17 protein-coding genes are annotated in these 20,055 nt (G+C 72.4%); 11 read left to right on the top strand and 6 right to left on the bottom strand.

Features of this window, described 5'->3' with window-relative positions; all coding sequences use genetic code 11:
• The first annotated feature begins 25 nt into the window (after nt 1–25).
• Both eccCa and ACICHK_RS30335 read left to right on the top strand, forming a co-directional pair.
• Nucleotides 26–4,012: a type VII secretion protein EccCa gene (gene eccCa / locus ACICHK_RS30340; RefSeq protein ID WP_406839341.1), complete on the top strand. Its 3,987-nt coding sequence runs from the start codon at nt 26–28 to the stop codon at nt 4,010–4,012.
• Nucleotides 4,009–5,409, top strand: a complete 1,401-nt coding sequence (locus tag ACICHK_RS30335; protein ID WP_406839340.1) for a DUF6177 family protein — start codon at nt 4,009–4,011, stop codon at nt 5,407–5,409. Before eccCa ends, ACICHK_RS30335 begins: the two co-directional genes overlap by 4 nt.
• A gap of 15 nt (nt 5,410–5,424) precedes the next feature.
• Here ACICHK_RS30335 and msrB read toward each other — a convergent pair whose 3' ends face one another.
• The 4 genes from msrB to ACICHK_RS30315 form a co-directional block, all read right to left on the bottom strand.
• Nucleotides 5,425–5,835, bottom strand: coding sequence for a peptide-methionine (R)-S-oxide reductase MsrB (msrB, locus tag ACICHK_RS30330; RefSeq protein WP_406839339.1), 411 nt, complete (start codon nt 5,833–5,835; stop codon nt 5,425–5,427).
• Between the two features lie 46 nt (nt 5,836–5,881).
• Nucleotides 5,882–7,270: a UDP-N-acetylmuramate--L-alanine ligase gene (murC, locus tag ACICHK_RS30325; RefSeq protein WP_406839338.1), complete on the bottom strand. Its 1,389-nt coding sequence runs from the start codon at nt 7,268–7,270 to the stop codon at nt 5,882–5,884.
• Nucleotides 7,271–7,496: 226 nt separating this feature from the next.
• Nucleotides 7,497–7,970, bottom strand: a complete 474-nt coding sequence (locus ACICHK_RS30320) for an indole-3-glycerol phosphate synthase (RefSeq protein ID WP_406839337.1) — start codon at nt 7,968–7,970, stop codon at nt 7,497–7,499.
• Between the two features lie 116 nt (nt 7,971–8,086).
• Complete coding sequence (locus ACICHK_RS30315) at nt 8,087–8,896, bottom strand: pyrimidine reductase family protein (protein WP_406839336.1); 810 nt, start codon at nt 8,894–8,896, stop codon at nt 8,087–8,089.
• Here ACICHK_RS30315 and zapE point away from each other — a divergent pair.
• The 4 genes from zapE (at nt 8,895) to ACICHK_RS30295 (ending at nt 12,490) form a co-directional block, all read left to right on the top strand.
• On the top strand, nt 8,895–10,043 hold the full coding sequence (zapE, locus tag ACICHK_RS30310) for a cell division protein ZapE (protein WP_404818702.1): 1,149 nt from the start codon (nt 8,895–8,897) through the stop codon (nt 10,041–10,043). The two genes, ACICHK_RS30315 and zapE, sit on opposite strands and share 2 nt — an antisense overlap.
• 133 nt (nt 10,044–10,176) lie before the next feature.
• Nucleotides 10,177–11,271, top strand: coding sequence for a slipin family protein (locus ACICHK_RS30305; RefSeq protein WP_406839335.1), 1,095 nt, complete (start codon nt 10,177–10,179; stop codon nt 11,269–11,271).
• A 147-nt stretch (nt 11,272–11,418) separates the two neighbouring features.
• Nucleotides 11,419–11,616, top strand: a complete 198-nt coding sequence (locus tag ACICHK_RS30300; protein WP_406839334.1) for a hypothetical protein — start codon at nt 11,419–11,421, stop codon at nt 11,614–11,616.
• A 121-nt stretch (nt 11,617–11,737) separates the two neighbouring features.
• Nucleotides 11,738–12,490 carry a peptidyl-tRNA hydrolase gene (locus tag ACICHK_RS30295; RefSeq protein ID WP_406839333.1) on the top strand — a complete coding sequence of 251 codons (753 nt, stop codon included), beginning with the start codon at nt 11,738–11,740 and terminating at the stop codon, nt 12,488–12,490.
• Nucleotides 12,491–12,502: 12 nt separating this feature from the next.
• On the opposite strand, the gene ACICHK_RS30290 is transcribed toward ACICHK_RS30295, so the two are convergent.
• Nucleotides 12,503–12,976 carry a hypothetical protein gene (locus tag ACICHK_RS30290; protein WP_103548100.1) on the bottom strand — a complete coding sequence of 158 codons (474 nt, stop codon included), beginning with the start codon at nt 12,974–12,976 and terminating at the stop codon, nt 12,503–12,505.
• 290 nt (nt 12,977–13,266) lie between these two features.
• On the opposite strand from ACICHK_RS30290, the gene ACICHK_RS30285 reads away from it, so the two are divergent.
• Both ACICHK_RS30285 and ACICHK_RS30280 read left to right on the top strand, forming a co-directional pair.
• A complete protein-coding gene (locus ACICHK_RS30285; RefSeq protein WP_151468596.1) occupies nt 13,267–13,497 on the top strand; it encodes a DUF397 domain-containing protein in 231 nt (76 codons plus the stop codon).
• A gap of 129 nt (nt 13,498–13,626) precedes the next feature.
• The gene (locus tag ACICHK_RS30280) at nt 13,627–14,550 is read left to right on the top strand and encodes a helix-turn-helix domain-containing protein (RefSeq protein ID WP_406839332.1); all 924 of its coding nucleotides are present in this window, start codon (nt 13,627–13,629) and stop codon (nt 14,548–14,550) included.
• A 51-nt stretch (nt 14,551–14,601) separates the two neighbouring features.
• Here the strand turns inward: ACICHK_RS30280 and ACICHK_RS30275 are convergent, their stop codons facing one another.
• Nucleotides 14,602–15,420, bottom strand: coding sequence for an SAM-dependent methyltransferase (locus ACICHK_RS30275; RefSeq protein ID WP_406839331.1), 819 nt, complete (start codon nt 15,418–15,420; stop codon nt 14,602–14,604).
• A gap of 376 nt (nt 15,421–15,796) precedes the next feature.
• On the opposite strand from ACICHK_RS30275, the gene ACICHK_RS30270 reads away from it, so the two are divergent.
• The 3 genes from ACICHK_RS30270 to ACICHK_RS30260 all read left to right on the top strand — a co-directional run bounded on the left by ACICHK_RS30270 (nt 15,797) and on the right by ACICHK_RS30260 (nt 20,033).
• On the top strand, nt 15,797–17,212 hold the full coding sequence (locus tag ACICHK_RS30270; protein WP_406841356.1) for a DUF692 domain-containing protein: 1,416 nt from the start codon (nt 15,797–15,799) through the stop codon (nt 17,210–17,212).
• A gap of 236 nt (nt 17,213–17,448) precedes the next feature.
• Nucleotides 17,449–18,222 carry a TIGR04222 domain-containing membrane protein gene (locus ACICHK_RS30265; protein ID WP_406839330.1) on the top strand — a complete coding sequence of 258 codons (774 nt, stop codon included), beginning with the start codon at nt 17,449–17,451 and terminating at the stop codon, nt 18,220–18,222.
• Nucleotides 18,223–18,356: 134 nt separating this feature from the next.
• On the top strand, nt 18,357–20,033 hold the full coding sequence (locus tag ACICHK_RS30260) for an alpha/beta hydrolase (RefSeq protein WP_406839329.1): 1,677 nt from the start codon (nt 18,357–18,359) through the stop codon (nt 20,031–20,033).
• Nucleotides 20,034–20,055 lie beyond the last annotated feature (22 nt).

Below are 20,055 nucleotides of genomic sequence, written 5' to 3'. Positions count from 1 at the left end.
GACTCGTACAAGAAAGGGTCCGTCCGTGACCCAGCGCCTCATCCACCGGCCCGCGCGCTCCACCCGCCCCCTCGCCCCTGCCCGGCCGCGCACGATCGAACCACCGCCCAACCTGCCGGAGGGCAGGACGGGCAACGCGGCGACCGCGCTGCTGCCCATGGCCGGAGTCATCAGCTCCGTCGTGATGATGACCATCATCCGCAACAGCCAGTTCGCCGCCCTCGGCGCGGTCGTGCTGGTCTTCGCGCTCCTGGGCGCGGTCGCGCTGTTCCTGTCCCAGCGGGGAAAGGCCCAGCGCACCCGCCGCACCCAGCGCGAGCGGTATCTGGACTATCTGGAGGAGCTCCGCGAGGAGTTCGGCACGGGCGAGCGGGAGTTGCGCCGCCGGTCGCGGGTGCTCAACCCTCCCCCGGAAGCCCTGTACGACCTCGTCCGCGATCCGGCGCGGTTGTGGGAACGGCGCCGCCAGGACACGGACTTCCTACGGGTGAGAGTGGGGACCGGGGACGTACCGGTACAGGAGTTGGCGGTCGGGGAGAACAGTACGGGCGGGGCACTGACCCCGCCGGACCCGTTCATGCTCAACGAGGCCCGTGCGCTGCGGAACCGGTTCGCCACGGCGACGGACTTCCCTCTCACCGTGCCGCTGGACCGGGCGGGCGACGTCAGCGTCGTCGGGGACCGTGAGGGAGTGCTGCGGGTCGCCCGCGCGCTGCTGATCCAGACCGCCGTCACCCACGCCCCGGACGACGTCGCCGTCGCGCTCGGCATACCCGGCGAGCGTCTGGCCGAGTGGGAATGGGCCAAATGGCTGCCCCACGTACTTGATTCCTCCGAGCGCGACGGCCCGGTCGCCGCCCGCCGGATCGCACCCGGCCTCGTCCAGTTGGCGGCGCTGTGCCGCCAGGATCTGCGGCAGCGCGCCTCGTACGCGGCGGAGGTGCGGCGGGGGCTGTCGGACCGGGACGCGCTGCGGCTGACCGGCCGGCTGCTGGTCGTCAGCGACGAGTACGGGGAGACGGCGGCCGAGCTGCCTCGTCCGGACACGGCCGTCGACCTGCCGGACATGGGCGTCACCGTGCTGCATCTGCTGGAGCGACAGGTGCACGAGCCGGATCAGGTGACGATTCGCGTCACCGTCGACGGCGACCGGATCGAAGTCGAGGATCTGCGTTCGGCAGCCGTCGCCCACGGAACGTCGGACGCGGTCAGCGCCCCGGGCGCCGAAGGGATCGCACGTCTGCTGACGCCGCTGAGGTTGTCGGCGGAGTCCGCGGCCGAGGGAACCCCCGTCTCCGGACCGGTGGACTTCCCCGGCCTGCTGGGCATCGAGGACCCGGCCGCCCTGGACATGTCCCGGCTGTGGGCGCCGCGCGCCGAGCGTGATTTCCTGCGCGTGCCCATCGGCTTGACGGACGGTCATGAGCCGGTGCTGCTGGACCTGAAGGAGTCCTCCGAGCTCGGCATGGGCCCACACGGGCTCTGTGTGGGCGCGACCGGCTCCGGCAAGAGCGAACTGCTGCGCACTCTCGTCCTCGCGCTCACCGCCACCCACTCCCCCGAGGATCTGGCCCTCGTCCTGGTCGACTACAAGGGCGGCGCCACCTTCGCCCCGTTCACCGAACTCCCGCACGTGGCCGGCGTGATCACCAATCTGGAGAATCAGGCCGGACTCGTCGAACGCGTCCACAGCAGCCTCGCCGGTGAGGTCAAGCGCCGCCAGCAGGTCCTCAAGGACGCGGGCAACGTCGCCGACATCGGTCACTACGCCGCCCTGCGCGCCGCCCGGCGCCCCGACCTGGAGCCGTTGCCCCACCTGTTCGTCGTCATCGACGAGTTCGGTGAACTGATCACCGCCAAGCCGGACTTCATCGACCTGTTCCTGTCCATCGGCCGCATCGGCCGCTCCATCGGCGTCCACCTGCTGCTGTCCAGTCAGCGCATCGAAGGCGGAAAACTCAAGGGCCTGGACACGTATCTGTCGTACAGGCTGGGCCTGCGCACCTTCTCCGCCGACGAGTCGCGCACCGTCCTGGACACCACCGACGCCTTCCACCTGCCGCCGCTGCCGGGCTTCGGCTATCTGAAGGTCGACACCTCCACGTACGAGCGGTTCAAGGCCGGCTACGTCTCCGGTGCCTACCGCGGCGGCCCTGCGCTCCTGGAGGCCGAGGGCGACGAGCCACTCGCCCGGCTCTATCCCGCCTTCAACGCGCTCGACGGATCTCAGACGGCCGCCGCGGAGGAACCCACGGCGGCCAAGCGGGAGACCGGACCGAGCGTGATGTCGGTCATGGTCGGCCAACTCGCCACCTCCGCAAAGCCGGTGCGGAGAATCTGGCTTCCGCCGCTGCCCGCCGCCATCACGCTGGACGCCGCCGCAGGGCCGGTACAGGTGTCGGAGCGCGGGCTGCACCTCGCCGGACGGGCGGCGGCGATGCGGGTTCCCCTGGGCATCCTCGACGATCCGGCCCGTCAGTGGCAGGGCCGTTGGCTGCTGGATCTGACGGTCGCGGGCGGTCACGCGGCGGTCATCGGCGGCCCGCAGTCGGGCAAGACCACTCTCCTGCGCACCCTCGCGCTGTCGTTGGCCACGACCCACACCCCGTACGACGTCGCCGTCTACGGCCTCGACCTGGTCGGCGGCGGCCTGTCGGCGCTGGCCGGCCTGCCGCACGTAGGCGGTATCGCCGGGCGCGCCGACCGCGAGCGGGCCGCCCGGACCGTCGCCGAGGTCCACACCATGCTCGCCGTGCGTGAGGAAGTCTTCCGCACGCACGGCATCGACTCCGTCGACCAGCTCCGCCACCTGCGCGACAGGGGACAACTGTCCGAGCTCGGCTCAACCGACATCGTGCTCCTCATCGACGGATTCGGCGAGCTGCGCGACGAGTTCGCCGAGCTCGACGACGCCGTGGCAGACCTCCTCAAGCGCGGCGGGGGCTACGGCATCCACGTCGTCGCCGGGATGCTGCGCTGGAACGACGTCCGCATCGCCACCCAGTCCGTCTTCGGCACCCGAGTCGAACTCCGGCTCAACGACCCGGCCGACTCCTCCATCGACCGCAAACTGTCCCAGACGCTCTCCCCCGACACCCCGGGCCGCGTCCTGACCGACGGCAAGCTGTTCGCCCAGGTCGCGCTGCCCCGCGTCGACTCGTCTGCGTCCACGGGCGACCTCGGCCCGGCGCTGGAGGAGGCCGCGCGAACGATCCACGCCACCTGGCACGGCGAACTCGCCTCTCCTGTAAGGGTGTTGCCGACACGGCTGCGCACGGCACAGCTCCCGTCCCTGGCCACCGAGCCCCGGCGCGTGCCGCTCGGCGTCGACCAGGACGCCCTGGCCCCCGCCCTGCTGGACCTCTTCGGGAGCGACCAGCACCTGCTGATCCTGGGCGACAACGAGTGCGGAAAGACCAATCTGCTGAAACTGATAACCCGTCAACTCGTCGACCGGTACGGCGACGACGAACTGGTCTTCGGGGTCTTCGACCCACGCCGCGGCCTGCGCGGGGTGGTCCCGGAGCCGTACCGCGGCGGCTATGCCCACAACGCCCGACTCGCCACCGCGCTGGCCACCGGCATCGCCACCGAGCTGGAGAAACGCCTGCCGGAGACGGCGGACCCGGACGTGGTCGGAACGGAGCCTTCGTTCACCGGACCGCGGATCGTGATCCTGGTCGACGACTACGACATCCTCACCACCGCCGGCCAGCAGCCCCTGGCCCCCTTCCTGCCGTACGTCTCCTCCGCCCAGGACATCGGCCTCCACTTCGTCGTCGCCCGCCGCACCGCCGGGTCCTCCCGCGCCCTGTACGAACCCCTGCTGACCACCCTGCGCGAGACCGGCACCACCGCCCTCCTCATGACCGGCGACCGCACCGAAGGCCAGCTCTTCCCCGGCCTGTACGCCTCCGCTCAACCGCCCGGCCGCGGCACCCTCGTCCGCCGGGGCCGCCGGCACCAGCTCATCCAGACCGCGTTGACCGACGAAGAGGCCGAGCAGTCATGACCAAGGACGTCATCGCCCTCACCCCCGAGATGCCCGACACCTGGGCCCTGCTGGCCGGGTTGTACGCGGGCGGCCCCGGGGTGGACATCGCGACGGCGGAGGACGGCGCGGTCATCCAGCTCTGCGGACCCGGCGGACGGCCCCTCGTGTCCGTCGAGGCGCCGGTTCTCGTACAGGTGCCCGGCGAGGCCCTCCGGCTCCTCGGCAGCGATGCCGCCGTGCCCTTCTGGTGGACCGAGGCCCGCGCCTCCACCGCCGTTCCCGAGGCCGAGATCCTGGCCGGATCCGTGTGCGGGCGCCTCACCTCGCTTCTGGGCGGAACCATTTGGCCACCCGGCGCGACCACCACCGAGGTCGTCGACGTCTCCGCGGTTCCCGCACCGGCCGACGGACAGCCCGCCGTGGACGTACTGACCGACAGCACGGCCGTCGTCCTGATCGACCGGCCCGTGGTCGCCCTGACCTCATGGCTCTCGGCCGTCCTGCGCGCCACGTCCTCGGCGGGCCGCGCCCTGCAGATCGTCACCCCGCCCCACGTACGGCTGAGCCTGCCCGCCCGCACCACACTCGCCCAGATCCCCAACCGCTGGGTCGTCCAGGACCCGGACTGCGGCTACTACGACGGTCTGTCCGGTGCCGTGCTGCGCTGGCAGAACGGCACCTTCGCGCCCGCCCTCACCACGGACGGCAGACCGGCCGTGGCCGAGGCGTTCGCCGACGTGTCGCCGTCCACCGAACACCAGTTCGTCGTGGCGTTCCGCACCGTGCGTCCTGCGGACGAACACCTGCTTCTCGGCCGCGCACTCGAAACGGCCTGGAAGGCCCTGACCGGGGCTCCACCCGCGGGCTGGGGCACAGCGGAGCCTGTCAGCCTGCCCTGGTCACCGCGCCAGTTGACCGACCTCGCCCGCGACCGGGCTCCGGAGCCCACGCAAGTGATCGCCGTCGGCCACCCCGACCGCCCGGCGATGGCCACGATGCGTGTGATCCGCACGGCGGCGGGCGTGGAGGAGGACATCAGACTCACCCTCGGCTACCGCGCGGACGAGATCCCACCGCTCGCGACCGTCGAGGCGCTCGCCGAGACACTGGTCACCGACCACGGCCTGGTCACGATGCTCACCTCGCTGCGCCGGGCCCGCCACGACCTCACCACGCCCTCGCGCCTCGAAGCACCGCCCGTCCCCCAGTCCCTCACCCTGGGGTCCGACGACGTCGCCGCCATCGGTCTCACCCATGCCCGCCGACCGCCCGTCGACGTCCGGCCGGCCCAGTTCGGCCCTGGAGCCAGGCCCGCGCTCCACTACCCCCTCGGCGACGGAACCGACCCCGGGGCCTGGACCACCCTCCAACACCTCACGGCCCACCTCAGGGCCGCTCCGGGAACGGCACGCTGACAGGGCCCGGACGGGTCAGCCCTCGGTGTCCGGGGTCAGCCGCAGCGAGATGCTGTTGATGCAGTACCGCTGGTCCGTCGGTGTCGGGTAGCCCTCGCCCTCGAAGACGTGGCCGAGGTGCGACCCGCAGCGGGCGCACCGCACCTCCGTCCGCACCATCCCGTGCGAACGGTCCTGGAGCAGTTCGACGGCGTCGGAGTCCTTCGGGTCGTAGAAGGACGGCCAGCCGCAGTGCGACTCGAACTTCTCCGTGGAGGTGAAGAGTTCGGCGCCGCAGGCACGGCAGGAGTAGACGCCCTTCGCCTTGGTGTCGGTGTACTCGCCGGTGAAGGCGGGCTCGGTGCCCGCCTGGCGCAGCACCGTGTACTCGGCCGGGGTCAGCTCCGCGCGCCACTGCTCGTCCGGCTTTTCGATGTCGTACGACATGAAGCTCAACCCCTCACGTTCAAGGAGGCCCACTGGGGGGCCACGGTCATTCGGCCAGGCGGGCGAGGATCTCCGGTCCGAGATCGGTCACGTCGCCGGCGCCCATGGTGAGAACGAGATCACCGGGCTTCGTCATTCCCGCGACGACGGACGGCACCTCGGCCTTGTCGTGGACCGGCGTCACCTCCGCGCCCGCGGTCCGCGCGGCCTGGATGATCAGCTCGCTGGTGACACCGGGGATCGGGTCCTCTCGGGCCGGGTAGATGTCCAGGACGACCGAGGCGTCCGCCAGCGACAGGGCCTCGCCCATCTCCCTGCCCAGCTCCTGGGTGCGGGAGAACAGGTGCGGCTGGAAGACCACGAGGATGCGGCCCGAGGTCCCGGCCCGCATGGCCTCCAGGTCGGCGGTCATCTCGGTCGGGTGGTGCGCGTAGGAGTCGACGACCTGGACGCCAGCCACCTCGCCCTTCAGCTGGAGGCGGCGCTTCACACCGGTGTAGGAGGCGAGCGCGGGGGCCAGCTCGTCCGCCGGGATGCCGAGGGCGACGCCCGCGGCGAGCGCCGCCACCGCGTTGTGCGCGTAGTGACGGCCGGGGACGGACACCGTGAAGGTCAGCTCGGCGCCGTCCAGCAGGACCGTCACCTCGCTCTTGAGGCCGTGCGGGACCACGGAGAGCACCCGGACGTCCGCGTCGGCGGCGTCGCCGTACGTCACCACGCGCACACCACGGCCGGTGAGGCGCCGGGTCAGCTCGCGGGCTCCCTCGTGGTCCGCCGAGATCACCAGCGTGCCGCCCTCGGTGACGCGGCCCACGAACGTCTCGAAGGACTCGTAGATCTCTTCCATGGACGCGTAGTTGGCGTGGTGGTCGAGTTCGACGTTGAGGATGATCGCGACCTCGGGCGCGTACTTGTGGAAGCTGCGGTCCGATTCGTCGGCCTCGGCGACGAAGATCTCGCCCTCGCCGTGCAGGGCGTTCGAGCCCGGGGCGTCGAGGTCGCCGCCGATGGCGTACGAGGGGGCGAGGCCGAGCGAGGACAGGGAGACGGCCAGCATCGAGGTGGTGGTCGTCTTGCCGTGGGTGCCGGCGACCGCGATCGGGCGCAGGCCGTCCATCAGGCGGGCGAGGGCGTCCGAGCGGTGGACGACCGGGATGCCGAGCTCGGCCGCGCGGGCGAGCTCCGGGTTGTCCGCGCGGATCGCGGAGGAGACCACGACACAGGTGGCGTCGGGGGCGAGGTGGTCGGCCGCGTGGCCGATGTGGACCGTGGCGCCGAGCGCGCGCAGTGCCTCGGCGGTGGGGGACTCCTTGGAGTCGCTGCCCGCCACCACGGCTCCGCGCTGCGCGAGGATCTTCGCGATGCCCGACATCCCGGCGCCGCCGATGCCGATGAAGTGCGGTCGGTCCATCGCGGTAGGAAGGCCGGGTGCCATGCGTGTTTCTCCCCAAGATCCGGTACGAAGGTGGGCGCGCTCTCCCGAGGGGAACGCGGGCCCAGCCTATTGGGTGCGGCGGACGGAGCCTCACAAGGGACGCCGGCGGACGCGCCCCGACCGCTCCGCCCGCCCCGGCGGAGGCGCCCGTGGCCGGCCCACGCCCTGCCGTGCGGCGGGCCCGGGACCGCTCACGCCCTGCCGCGCGAGAGGCCCCGGGCCCCGCTCACGCCTTGCTGTGCGAGAACAGCTTCAGGACCGGCACGCCCACCTTGTGGCGGGCCCGGGAGGCCCAGTCGCGGTGGAAGAACTCCTCCACGTAGTGGGGGTCGGTCAGCACGATGACCTCGTCGGCCTCCACCTGGTCGACCAGGCTCTTCAGCGCGTCGAGGGGGTGGTCCTCGACGAGCCGGCCCTCGGCCGTGCTGCCGGACCCGCGCAGCGCCAGCAGCGACACCTCCAGCGCCCGCTCGCCCTGGCCGGCGGCCTCCTCGCCCTCCGGCGTCTCGCCCTCGTGGGCCGCCTCGTCGAGCTCGCCCATCGCGACGTCGTCGATGGCCCGCAGCAGCCGGTCCGCCTGGTCGCCCCGGGGCTGGAGCAGCACGTGGAAGGCGACCTTCTCGTCGCCGTGCAAGGTGGTGACGAACTCCACGTCGGCGGACGTCAGGGCCTTCTCGATCATCAATACGCTCGTGAACACGACAGGCGCCCTTCTCGTCCGTGGGCCGTCCCGGCCCCCTGCGGAAACCATCCTGCCCCGTAACAGCACGGGTACTGCGCGAATTAGTGTGCCCGGCCGAAGAGAAACGGAATCTACTATTCCGACTGTCGGTCGGGGCGACCGTACCGGCCGTACAGGAACCCGGCCTCCTCCAGCAGCGACACCAGCTCGAACCGCAGGGGGACCGGCACCGAGGGCCCTCCCGCGATCCGCTGCGCGTCGCCCGCCGTGAGCATCGGGGACAGCGTCACGCACATCTCGTCCAGGACCCCGGCCGCGATGAACTGGCCGAGCAGCCGGGGCCCGCCCTCGGTCAGCAGCCTGGTGTGCCCGAGGTCGCCCAGGGCCCGCACGGCACGGACGGGATCGACCCCCGCGCCGTCCCCGGCGATCACCACCCGCGCGCCCGCGCGCTCGGCCTCGGCGATCCGGTCCGGGGCCGCCGCGGCACCGGTGAGCACCAGGGTGGGCACCAGGGGCGAGGTGAACAGCGGCAGCGAGAAGTCCAGGTCGAGACGCGCGGTGACCACCGCGATCGCGGGCGCGGGGCCCTGCCCGGCGGCCTTCCGCGGCTCCGCGAAGGCCTCACGCGCGCGGGCCGGCCGGTAGCCCTCCTGCCGCACCGTCTCCGCTCCCACGACCACGACGTCCGCGAGCCCCCGCAGGACACCGAAGATCCTCATGTCGGTGGCGTTCGAGATGGGCTGCGAGCGCCCGTCGTGCTGGGCCGCGCCGTCGAGCGTGGACACCATGTTGGCCCGGAGCCAGGGCCGCCGGCCCCCGGGGTAGGCGTACGCCTCCGCCAGCTCCCCGAGCCCCCACTCGCGCTCCGTCACATCCGCCCCGGGGGCCTCGGCCAAGGCCTGGGCTGCTGTTTCATAGGTCACAGGGAACAGGCGTCGCATGACGTGCAGTGTGGCACGGCGCATAGAGTGGGGAACCGTGTCGTCCACCTCCACCGCCTCCGCGATCGACCCGATAGCCGAAGCGGCCCCGCTGTCCCTGTGCGCCCGCGAGCCGCACGTCCCCGCCGACCGGCTCGTGGCCGAGATGGTGCCGCCGCCGCGCTTCGACTCGGTGCGCTTCGCCACGTACATCCCGGACCCGAACCAGCCCAGCCAGACCGAGGCCGTGGGCATCCTCGAGGCGTTCGCCGCGGGGCTCGGCGGGGCGCACGCCGTGGGCGCGCCCAAGCGGAGGCTGTTCGGCCGGGGCAAGGCCCCGAAGACGCCGGCCGGCCCCCGGGGCGTCTACCTGGACGGCGGCTACGGCGTCGGCAAGACCCACCTCCTCGCCTCCCTGTGGCACGCGACCCCGGCGGAGCCCTCGCTCAAGGCGTTCGGCACCTTCGTGGAGCTGACGAACCTGGTCGGCGCGCTCGGTTTCCAGCAGACCGTGCAGACCCTCTCCGGACACCGCCTCCTGTGCATCGACGAGTTCGAGCTCGACGACCCGGGGGACACCGTCCTCGTCTCCACCCTGCTCGGCAAGCTGGTCGACGCGGGCGTGGCCCTGGCCGCCACCTCGAACACACTTCCGGGCAAGCTCGGTGAGGGCCGGTTCGCCGCCGCCGACTTCCTGCGGGAGATCCAGGGGCTGTCCGCGCGCTTCCGCCCGCTGCGCATCGACGGCGAGGACTACCGCCACCGCGGGCTGCCCGAGGCGCCCGCCCCGTTCTCCGACGAGCAGGTCACCAAGGCCGCGTACGCCACCGACGGCGCGTCCCTGGACGACTTCCCGCACCTGCTCGGCCATCTCGCCCGGGTCCACCCCAGCCGGTACGGCGCCCTGACCGACGGGGTCAAGGCGGTCTGCCTCACCGACGTCCAGCCCGTCCCGGACCAGTCGACGGCGCTGCGGCTCGTCGTGCTCGCCGACCGGCTGTACGACCGCGAGGTGCCGGTCCTCGCCTCCGGGATGCCCTTCGACCGGCTGTTCAGCGAGGAGATGCTGAACGGCGGCTACCGCAAGAAGTACTTCCGCGCGATCTCCCGGCTGACCGCGCTCGCCCGCGACGCGAAGGGACTCGTGGAGGGCCGGGAAGCCCGGTAGGCGCCCGGTCCGCCCGGCACCGCGACACACCCACCGGCCCCGGGAGCCCTTCCTCACCGGCCGGTAACAACCGTGCCCCCGCGACGTAGAGTGGAATGGCCAGACATGTCAGGCGGCTCGGAAGGGGGTCGTCATGGTCCAGGAACTCGTGGTGGCGATCACGGCGGCCTGTTCCGCCTCGGTGATCTACGTCGCCGCCGGCGCCCGGGTCGTCAAGCAGTACGAGCGCGGAGTGGTCTTCCGTCTCGGACGGCTGGCGGGCGAGATCCGCTCCCCGGGCTTCACCATGATCGTTCCCTTCGTGGACCGGCTGCGCAAGGTCAACATGCAGATCGTGACCCTGCCCATCCCGGCGCAGGAGGGCATCACCCGGGACAACGTCACCGTCCGGGTGGACGCGGTCGTCTACTTCCGGGTGGTGGACGCGGCGAACGCCATCATCCAGGTCGAGGACTACCGCTTCGCGGTCTCCCAGATGGCACAGACCTCACTGCGGTCGATCATCGGCAAGAGCGACCTGGACGACCTGCTCTCCAACCGCGAGAAACTCAACCAGGGCCTGGAACTGATGATCGACAGCCCGGCCATCGGCTGGGGCGTGCAGATCGACCGGGTCGAGATCAAGGACGTCTCCCTGCCCGAGTCGATGAAACGGTCCATGGCCCGCCAGGCCGAGGCCGACCGCGAACGCCGCGCCCGGGTCATCAACGCGGACGCCGAACTCCAGGCCTCCAAGAAACTCGCGGAAGCCGCCGGAGTGATGTCGCAGCAGCCCGCCGCACTCCAACTGCGCCTGCTGCAGACCGTGGTGGCCGTCGCCGCCGAGAAGAACTCCACCCTCGTCCTGCCCTTCCCCGTCGAACTGCTGCGCTTCCTGGAACGAGCCCAGTCGGGACAGCAGCCGGAGCGGCCGTCGAACGCGCCGCCCACGGTGGAGCGGCGGCCCGGCGTCGATCCCGTCGAACCTTCCCCCGCGCCGGACCGGCTCGGCAGAGCGCTGGGGGCACTCGGCCTTCCGGAGGCCTTCGCGGACACGGACGGGCTCGGCGTCCCGGACACGTTCGGGATCCTGGGTGAGCCCAGGGTGCCGATGGAGCCGGAGGGACCGGAGGGTTCCGGGGATCCGGGCGCCTTCGGGAACGTCGACGAGTTCGGGAAGGACGCGGACCGCTCCGGGAGTTCCGGGAACGCGGGGGAGCGCACGGAGCCGGAGGCACCGGCGGGGTAGCCCCATGCCCGTCTCGCACCGCACCGGATACTCCCGTGCCGGTCCGCTCGGCCCGGCCGACTGAGCGCGCACGGCGGGCGGTCCCGGGCACCGTCGTACGACAGGTCCTCGACGGGTCAGGTCCACCGCTCCCCGTAAGCTGGGGGCATGAGCGACGACTGCCGCGCGGACGGGCCGGCCGGGGAGTTCAGTGACGCCCTCGGCACGGCGGAGCGGGGCGGGCCGCCGTACGCGGAGTGCGTGCTGTGCCGCGAGCCGACCGAGTACCCGGAGGCGCACAAGGGGATCACGCTGTGCCCCGTCTGCGCCTGGCAGGAGGCACAGCGCACCGCGTGTTCGGGCTGACCGGCGCGGACGCCGGCCGGCGGGACGGGCGCCCGCGGAACGGAACCGGACCGACCGACTGACGGTCCACCCGTCCGTCCGTCCGTCCGGAGCGGATCTTCCGCCTGGCAGACTTGAGGGCGTGAACAGCGACGACCCGAACCCCGCCGACGACAGCCCGTTCCGCGACGAGCCCACCGCGCGCGACGAGGCGCGGCAGTTCGTACTGCCGCTGGTGGTGCACATAGAAAAGGACGCGCCCCCGGCACGCACCGACGCGCTGGAGACCTCCGCGCGGGCCGTGCTGACGATCCTGAGCGACGAACGTTCGCTCGGGGACGGCGTCTGGGCACAGGCGATGCGGGACTGGCAGGACGCCCGGATCCGCAAGGTCGTGCGGCGGGCGCGCGGAGCCGAGTGGCGGCGGGCCGAGGCGCTGCCCGGTATCACCGTGACCGGGCGGTCCGCGGAGGTACGGGTCTTCCCGCCGGTGCCGCTGGACGGCTGGCCCAAGGACCTGGCGCGGCTCCAGGTGTCCGGTACGGACCTCGACGATCCGGAGCCGCCCGCACCGGCCGATCCGGCGGCGCCCGTGCTGTGGCTGAACCCGGGACTCGACATGTCGGCCGGCAAGACGATGGCGCAGACGGGCCACGGCGCCCAACTGGCCTGGTGGGAGCTGTCGGAGAAGGAGCGGACCGCCTGGCGCGAGGCGGGCTTCGCCCTCTCCGTGCGCACCGCCGATCCGGCCCGCTGGCGTGAACTCAGCGTCTCCGAGATCCCGCTGGTCCGTGACGCGGGGTTCACGGAGATCGCTCCCGGACTGACGGTCGCCGTCGAGGGACACGACCGCGTCGGCGCCCTGCCGAAGCACTCCCCGGACGCGGCGGGCTGACGGCGGACCGCCTCAGTCGGCCAGCGTGGTGGCGAGCTCCGCGGTGACCCGGACGAGTTCGGTGTCCGGCTCGGCGAGCAGGTGCTGGAGGGTGCCGCGGTGGGCGCGTACGGCCTGGCGGGCCTCGCGCTCCCAGCCCACCCAGTTCTCACGGCGGTTGAGGAGTTTGGGGTAGGCGGCGGCCGTGCGTTCCCACTGCCGGGCCTCCGCGATGTCCCTCAGGAGCTGGATTATCTGCACCCGGCAGGTGACCTGGGGGAGTTCGGCGAGCTCCCAGAGGAAGGGGACGGTGGCGGCCGTCGCCTGCTCCACGACGAACCCGAACTGGCAGATTCGTTCCCGCAGATCCTGGAGTGCCGCTCTGGCCGTCGCCGCGTCACCCCAGGCCACGGTGTTGAGCAGGAAGGGGATGGCTTCCGCCGACCCCTTGGAGTCCTTGATCTCGCCCCACGACACGCGTTCCAGGTTCCTGAGTGGTGTTGCCATTTCCGCTCCCTCCGAAGGCGTCGGACAGTGACAGGTGCGCGGGCGGGCCGACGGCACGTCCCGGACGATCACGCTCCCCGGGGAGCGGCTGAGCCGACGTCAGTACAGGCCTCTGGTAACGAGGTTGGCGCCACGGCTATTATCCACGCCGACAGCGTCTTCGTGCAATTGCACGAGAAATTGCACGAAGACGGAGAGAGGCATGGGCCGCGTGAGGTCCGGCCGGAGCCCGTGACCGGGCGGCCGGCCGGGCGCGCACCTGGCGGAACGTCAGCAAGGAGAGTGCGTTGGTGCCATCAGTGCCGAACGGGGTGCGGGCGAGTTCGCTGGGCGCCCACTGGATCAAGAGCAGGCACAGCAACGCCGAGGGCAACTGCGTCGAGGTGGCGGCCCTGGGCGACGGAGGCATAGCGGTGCGCAACTCCCGCGACCCCGACGGCCCGGCCCTCGTCTACACCCCGGCGGAGGTGGCCGCGTTCCTGGCCGGAGCGAAGGACGGGGAGTTCGACCACCTGCTCTGAACCCGGCCCCCGGTGTTCCGAACCCCGTTGAAACGGAAGGGTGGTTGTCCACTTCTGTCTCCCCCTGCGGCGGGGTCCGGCGCAGTGCGATAATTTTGGCTGTCTTCTGCCGGTCGACAGGGAGTCAGGATGTCCGTCGAGTCACCCCGTGCCTCCCGTCTCGAACCGTATCTGAGCCGGGAGGAGCCCACCCCCACTCTGCTGAAGATGCTGGTCGGCGTTCAGCCGGCCGGCGCGCGCGAGGACGCGGGCCTCTCCCAGGAGCAGGCGGCGCGCTCCCTCGGGTTCAGCGCGGCAAAGCTGTCGCGCATAGAGGCGGGCAAGGGGCGCCGGCCTCCCACGGAGGACGACGTCCTCGCCCTGCTGAAGCTGTACGGAACCGAGGACTACGAGGTGTCGGTCCTGCTCAGACTGCTCAAGCGCGCGGGTGAGCCGGGCTGGTGGCAGCGCTACGACAAGCGGCTGATGCCCGAGTGGTTCGACCGGCTGGTGGGACTCCAGGAGGCGGCCACCACCATCCGGACCTTCGAGATCCAGTACGTTCCGGGCCTGCTGCAGACCGCCGACTACACCCGGGCCGTGGTGGAACGCGGGCTGCCGTCGGCCCCGGCGGCCGAGGTGCAGCGCCGGGTGGAGCTGCGCATGCGCCGGAGGGAGCTGCTGGACCGGGCGGACGCCCCTTATCTGTGGGCCGTCGTCGACGAGTCCGTGCTGCTGCGCGTCCTGGGCAGCCGCGAGGTGATGCGCGCCCAGCTGGAGCACCTCATCGAGATGGCCCGGCGCCCCCATGTGGTCGTGCAGGTCGTGCCGTTGGACGTCACCAACGCCTCGGCTCCGGCCATCCCCGTCACCTATCTGCGCTTCGGCGGTGCCGAACTGCCCGACATCGTCTACCTGGAGCACATCAGGAGCGCCAACTTCCTGGAGGACCGCGACGAGACGGAGGAGTACCGGGTGGTACTGGACCGGCTCGCCGACGAGGCCCTCAGCCCTCGCGACTCCCTGGCGCTGCTGCGCAGCACGGTGGAACAGCGCTACAGCGCGTCGCGCTGACGGTCCGCCGGATCCCGGCGTCCCGGCGGACGGTGTTCGCCTGCCACGGCCCTAGCGGATCCGGGCGACCCCGCCGAACTCGATCCACTCCTGTGTGAGCTGGCGCGGCACGACGTCGGTGTCCGGGCGCCAGGTGGACACCTCGACCAGCCCGGGTTCGAGGACGTCCATGCCGTCGAAGAACTCCTCCACGTCCTTCTCCTGGCGCACCCGGCCCCAGTGCCCCTGGGTCGCCGTGTCCATGAAGCCGGTGACGAAGTCGCGGACCCCGGCGTCCTCGCTGACCAGCTGGCACATCACCATGAAGCTGCCGGGAGCCAGCCGTTCGGCGACACGGCGGATCACCGGGAGGGGACCGTCGGTCTCGCTGTCCGGGATGCAGTGGAACACCGAGTTGAACAGCACGGCCACCGGCTGCGAGAGGTCGATCAGCCGCCGGGTGTCGGGGTGGGAGAAGATCTCCTCCGTGCGCCGCAGATCGGCGTGTATGACGGCGGTCCGCTCGTTCTGGTCCAGCAGGGCCCGGCCGTGCACCAGCACCATCGGGTCGCTGTCGACGTAGACCACCCGGCAGGTCTCGTCGACCCTCTGGGCGACCTGGTGCACGTTGTTCTGGGTGGGCAGGCCGGATCCGTGATCGAGGAACTGCCTGATCCCGTATCCGTCCGCGAGCGTCCGGACCACCCGCTGGAGGAAACGCCGGTTGTTCAGCGCGAGCGCGCGCGTACTGGGCACGACCTTGTCCAGCTCTTCGCAGGCCGCCCGGTCGGCGGCGTAGTTGTCCTTGCCGCCGAGGTAGTGGTCGTACATGCGCGCGGCCGTGGGCACCGTGGCGTCGATCGACGTGGACAGCTGTTCGCCAGGCTGCATCGTTCCCCCAGATCCCTGTCGGTCGGCCTGACCGGCCCGACCGGCAATACATCCTAGGGAAACGGAAGTTGGCGTTGCCAGCCCCGAACGGGGGACGTGAGAGGGCTTTTGGGCCAACTTGCGCCCCCGGTCCGGCGAGGTGGCGTGAAATGGCCGATCGGCGGGGACGGCCGCGGTCGTGTCCGGCGCGGGAGGCCGTCGGGCCGGACCGTCCCGCGCCGAACCTCAAATGTTGCTCTGAACGTCCGCCCCGGTGGGTTCGCTCCCGTTTCCCGGGGCCATGACCTGGTCACGCCGGGGTGCCGGCCGTCGTGGGGAGCGACGCACGGGCAGGCGCGGCCGGGGCCGTGACGGAGGAGGGGACATGGGGGAACCGATGCGGCTGGGCACGGGAATCGGGTGGCGGCCGGAGATCGCCGAGGCCGTGGAGAACATGCCCGGCGTCGACTGGGTCGAGACGGTCGCGGAGAACGTGTGCCCCGGCCATCTCCCCGAGTCGCTGCTGCGGCTGCGCGAGCGGGGTGTCACGGTGGTGCCGCACGGAGTCTCCCTGGGCCTCGGCGGCGCCGACCGGCCCGACGAGGCACGGCTGACGGCACTCGCCGAACGCGCCGAGGCGCTGGGGTCCCCGCTCGTCACGGAACACATCGCGTTCGTGCGGGCGGGCGGCCCGCTCACCGCGTCACCGCCGCTGGAGGCCGGACACCTGCTGCCCGTTCCGCGCACCCGGGACGCGCTGCGCGTCCTGTGCGAGAACGTCCGCGCGGCGCAGGCCGCGCTGCCCGTCCCCCTCGCCGTGGAGAACATCGCCGCGCTGATCTCCTGGCCCGGCGAGGAGATGACCGAGGGACAGTTCCTCTACGACCTGGCCGACCGCACCGGCGTCCGGCTGCTGATCGACGTGGCCAACCTCCACACCAACCACGTCAACCGCGGGGAGGACCCCGCCAGGGCGCTCGACGAACTGCCCGTCGAGGCCATCGCCTACGTCCACGTCGCCGGGGGGTTCGAGCGGGACGGCGTGTGGCACGACAGCCACGCCCACCCCGTCGCGCGGCCCGTGCTCGACATCCTCGCCGACCTCGCGTCCCGGGTGACCCCGCCGGGGGTCCTCCTCGAACGGGACGAGAACTTCCCCGAACCGGCCGAACTGGAACGGGAACTGGCCGCGATCCGGGAGACCCTGGAGAAGGCGGGGACCACGGCCCCGGCGACCGGACGGAACACCGCGACCCTGGCCGGCCGCCGGGTCGCCTCCGCCGCGGCTCCCCCGGCCGACGCACCGGCGGCCCGGACACCGGGCGGCACCGGGACCGCGCCCGGCGAGGCGCCCGGCACGGACTCGCCCGGGCCCGGCACGGACCCGGGCGCCGGAGAGGACGCCCCTCGCCAGCGGGTGGCGCTGGCGCAGGCCGCCCTGTTGTCCGCGCTCGTCGCCGGGACCCCCGTCCCCGAGGGCTTCGACCGCGTCCGGCTCGGGGTGCAGGCGCGCGCCCTCGCCGCCAAACGGGCCGACGTCGTGGCGAAGGTGGCCCCGGAACTGCCGGAGATCCTGGCCGACGGCTACCGGCCGGCGTTCCTCGCGTACGCGCAGCGGCACCCGATGACCGGCGGCTACCGCCGCGACGCCCTGGACTTCGCCGAACACCTCCTGCTCACGGGACTCGCGGAGGGCGCCGGGACGCGGCGGCTGCGCGAGTGGTGGCTGGAGCGATCGGGTCCGGCCCCGCTCTCGGGGCGTCCCGTGGCCCGGCTGGCCCGTGCCACCCGCAAGGCGCTGCTGCGCCGCTGAGCGGACGCGCCGGGCGGGCGCCCGTCGACGTGACCACCGCGACCACCGCGGCCCGCCGACTCCCCGAACCGCCCGGCCCGCCCTCGGGTTCCCGGGACGCGCCCGCGCACCGCGCACAGCCCCGGCGCCGCCGCTCCGCACCGCCCAGAAACGGAACATCACACACCGGCAACGGCTGCGTCCCACATAGTGAATGGAGCATGGCGCCCGCCCGGGCCATCGCATAGAAAAACGCCATGTTCTGGGTCCTTCTCCTGCTCCTGGCCTGGGTGGCGGCCGGTGTCTCCTGCACCCGGCTGTGTCTGGCCGCGGTCCACGCCGCGTCGCTCGACGCCGACGCCGCGCGCGGGCACGATCTCACGCTGTACGAGGCCGCGTTCCTGTCCGGCGGCCCGGCCCGGGTGGCCGACCTGACCCTGGTGTCGATGGCCCGTCAGCGCCGTCTGCTGCTCGCGCACACCGGCTGGGCCACGGTCGTCGACCCGCACGGACGCGACGACATGGAGCGTTCGGTCATCGGAGCCATCGGTCCCGAGGGCCAGTCCCGGATAGCGCCGCTGCGGACGGCCACCGCCGCCGCCGACTCGGTACGCCGTCTCGCCGACCGCCTGGTCGCGGCCGGTCTCGCCGTCCCCGACGGGGGCCGCGTCACGGTCGCGGAGGCCGTCCGCCAGGTCCGGGCCGCCGCGGCCGCGGTCCTCGTACTGGGCGCCGCGGCCCTGCTGCTGCCGGGTCAGACCCCGGGCAGCGACGTCCCGGTGGCCGTCTGGTTCCTGCTCCCGCTCATCCTGACGGTGAGCTGTCTCGCCATAGCCCGGATCGAGGTGCACCCCTGCACCCGCTGGGCCTCCCCCGCCGGGCAGCGACTGCTGGGCACCCTGGCCCGGCACTCCGACGCCTCCGGTGACGACCGTACGTACCTCGCGTCCGTCGCCGTACGCGGCATCCGCGCGATCGGCGAGCCGGAACTGCGGGCGGCCCTGGCGCACCGGGACCGCGACACCGCCTGACGGCAGGGGGGCTGAGGGCGCCCCCGGGGGGCGCATCGGGGTCATTGGCGCCGACACCGGCAGGCGGTGCTTTACTTCGCCCGCCGCCGAACGAAGCATCCTTCTGTCGCTGCCACGCGCTGAAGGGATTCGCGATGAGAGCTGCCGTCCTCCACGGAACCGCAGGGTCCTTGCTCCTGACCGGCCTCGTCGCCGCCCCGGCGGGCGGCGCGCCGGCCTCGCCGGGCCCGGCCGGATCCGCCGAGACGCGCGGCGCCGCCGTCGCCGCCGAGCGCGCCGCCGCCACCGGCATCCGCTTCGGCAAGTGCCCCAAGGAGGAGCACCTGCCCTCCAGTCTCCGGTGCGGCACGGTCACGGTGCCCCTCGACTACGCCCTCCCCGACGGCAAGCGGATCAGACTGACCGTCAGCCGCGTCAGGGCGACCGGCAAGGACCCGCACAACGCGAAGCACAAGGTGCCGCGCCAAGGCGCCCTCGTCTACAACCCCGGCGGCCCCGGCGCCTCCGGCATGTACTTCCCGCTGATCGGCGTCCTGCCGCAGTGGAAGCGGATCGGAGCCGCGTACGACCTCGTCGGCTACGCCCCGCGAGGGGTCGGCCGGTCGGCGCCGCTGTCCTGCCGGGACCCGAAGCACCCGCCGAAGCCGCTCCTCCAGGCCCCGACGGTCCCCTCGGAGTCGTTCAAGAAGGCACGGATCGCGGAGGCGAAGGCGTACGCCCGCGGCTGCGCCCGGCGTTCGGGCTCCGCCCTGCGCCATTACACCTCGCTGAACAACGCCCGTGACCTGGACGTGCTGCGCGCCGCGCTCGGTGAGCGGAGGCTGACGTTCATGGGCGCCTCGTACGGGACGTACTTCGGCTCCCTGTACGCGACGCTGTTCCCCTCGCACGTACGCCGGATGGTCCTCGACTCGGCGGTGAACCCCGCCCCCGAGAAGATCTGGTACCGGAGCAACCTCGACCAGTCGGCCGCGTTCGAGATCCGCTGGGCGGACTTCCGCGCGTGGATGGCCCGGCACGACAAGGTGTACGGGCTCGGCCGCACCCCCGAGGAGGTGCGGCGCTCCTACGAGAAGGCGCGGGCGAGGCTCGCCGCCTCGCCCGCGGGCGGCAAGGTGGGGCCCGCCCAGCTGCAGAGCACGTTCCTGCAGGCCGGGTACTACGACGACTACTGGCCGCAGCGCGCGCTGGCGCTGTCGGCCTATCTGAAGGGTGACCCGAAACCGCTGATCCAGGTGGCGGGACCGCATCCGGAGGCGGCCGCCGAGCAGGAGAACGCCAACGCCGTCTATACGGCCGTGGAGTGCAACGACGCGCCCTGGCCGACCGACTGGCGCACCTGGGACCGCGACAACACCCGTCTCGCGCGCCTCGCCCCGTTCGAGACCTGGGACAACGTGTGGATGAACCTGCCGTGCGCGTACTGGTCCGCGCCCCGGCAGAAGCCGCTCGACGTGCGGACGGCGCCCGGGAAGCTGCCGCCGACGCTGATCCTCGCCGCCGAGCGGGACGCGGCGACTCCCTACGAGGGGGCCGTGGAGCTGCAGCGACGGCTGTCGGGCGCGGTGCTGGTGACCGAGAAGGGCGCCGGCGCGCACGGGATCGCGAACGGCCCCAACAAGTGCGTCAACGGCTATCTGGACGCCTATCTGCTGGAGGGCCGGCTCCCGGTGCGGAGCGCGGCGTGCGCACCGCACCGCGAGCCGGTGCCGCAGGCGTCCGACAGCCGTACCCGGGGCGCGAAGGGCGCCAGGGGCACGGGGTCCCCGAAGCGCCCCGGGGCCGCGAAGCCGGTACGGCGGGCGCCCTGACGGGGATCCCGGAAGACCGAAG

The sequence above is a fragment of the Streptomyces sp. AHU1 genome, from assembly GCF_045343905.1.
Taxonomy (GTDB): domain Bacteria; phylum Actinomycetota; class Actinomycetes; order Streptomycetales; family Streptomycetaceae; genus Streptomyces; species Streptomyces triticiradicis.
Note: the sequence above shows the minus strand (reverse complement) of the source record. Positions and strands in the feature narration are given on the sequence as shown.

Bases quoted from the DNA above. Each gene is read 5' to 3' on its own strand.
- zapE (WP_404818702.1), top strand. From the start codon at position 8,895: ATGACGTGCAGTGTGGCACGGCGCATAGAGTGGGGAACCGTGTCGTCC.
- ACICHK_RS30300 (WP_406839334.1), top strand. From the start codon at position 11,419: ATGAGCGACGACTGCCGCGCGGACGGGCCGGCCGGGGAGTTCAGTGAC.
- ACICHK_RS30260 (WP_406839329.1), top strand. From the start codon at position 18,357: ATGAGAGCTGCCGTCCTCCACGGAACCGCAGGGTCCTTGCTCCTGACC.
- ACICHK_RS30275 (WP_406839331.1), bottom strand. From the start codon at position 15,420: ATGCAGCCTGGCGAACAGCTGTCCACGTCGATCGACGCCACGGTGCCC.
- ACICHK_RS30265 (WP_406839330.1), top strand. From the start codon at position 17,449: ATGTTCTGGGTCCTTCTCCTGCTCCTGGCCTGGGTGGCGGCCGGTGTC.
- ACICHK_RS30270 (WP_406841356.1), top strand. From the start codon at position 15,797: ATGCGGCTGGGCACGGGAATCGGGTGGCGGCCGGAGATCGCCGAGGCC.
- murC (WP_406839338.1), bottom strand. From the start codon at position 7,270: ATGGCACCCGGCCTTCCTACCGCGATGGACCGACCGCACTTCATCGGC.
- msrB (WP_406839339.1), bottom strand. From the start codon at position 5,835: ATGTCGTACGACATCGAAAAGCCGGACGAGCAGTGGCGCGCGGAGCTG.
- ACICHK_RS30290 (WP_103548100.1), bottom strand. From the start codon at position 12,976: ATGGCAACACCACTCAGGAACCTGGAACGCGTGTCGTGGGGCGAGATC.
- ACICHK_RS30335 (WP_406839340.1), top strand. From the start codon at position 4,009: ATGACCAAGGACGTCATCGCCCTCACCCCCGAGATGCCCGACACCTGG.
- ACICHK_RS30305 (WP_406839335.1), top strand. From the start codon at position 10,177: ATGGTCCAGGAACTCGTGGTGGCGATCACGGCGGCCTGTTCCGCCTCG.
- ACICHK_RS30280 (WP_406839332.1), top strand. From the start codon at position 13,627: ATGTCCGTCGAGTCACCCCGTGCCTCCCGTCTCGAACCGTATCTGAGC.
- ACICHK_RS30315 (WP_406839336.1), bottom strand. From the start codon at position 8,896: ATGCGACGCCTGTTCCCTGTGACCTATGAAACAGCAGCCCAGGCCTTG.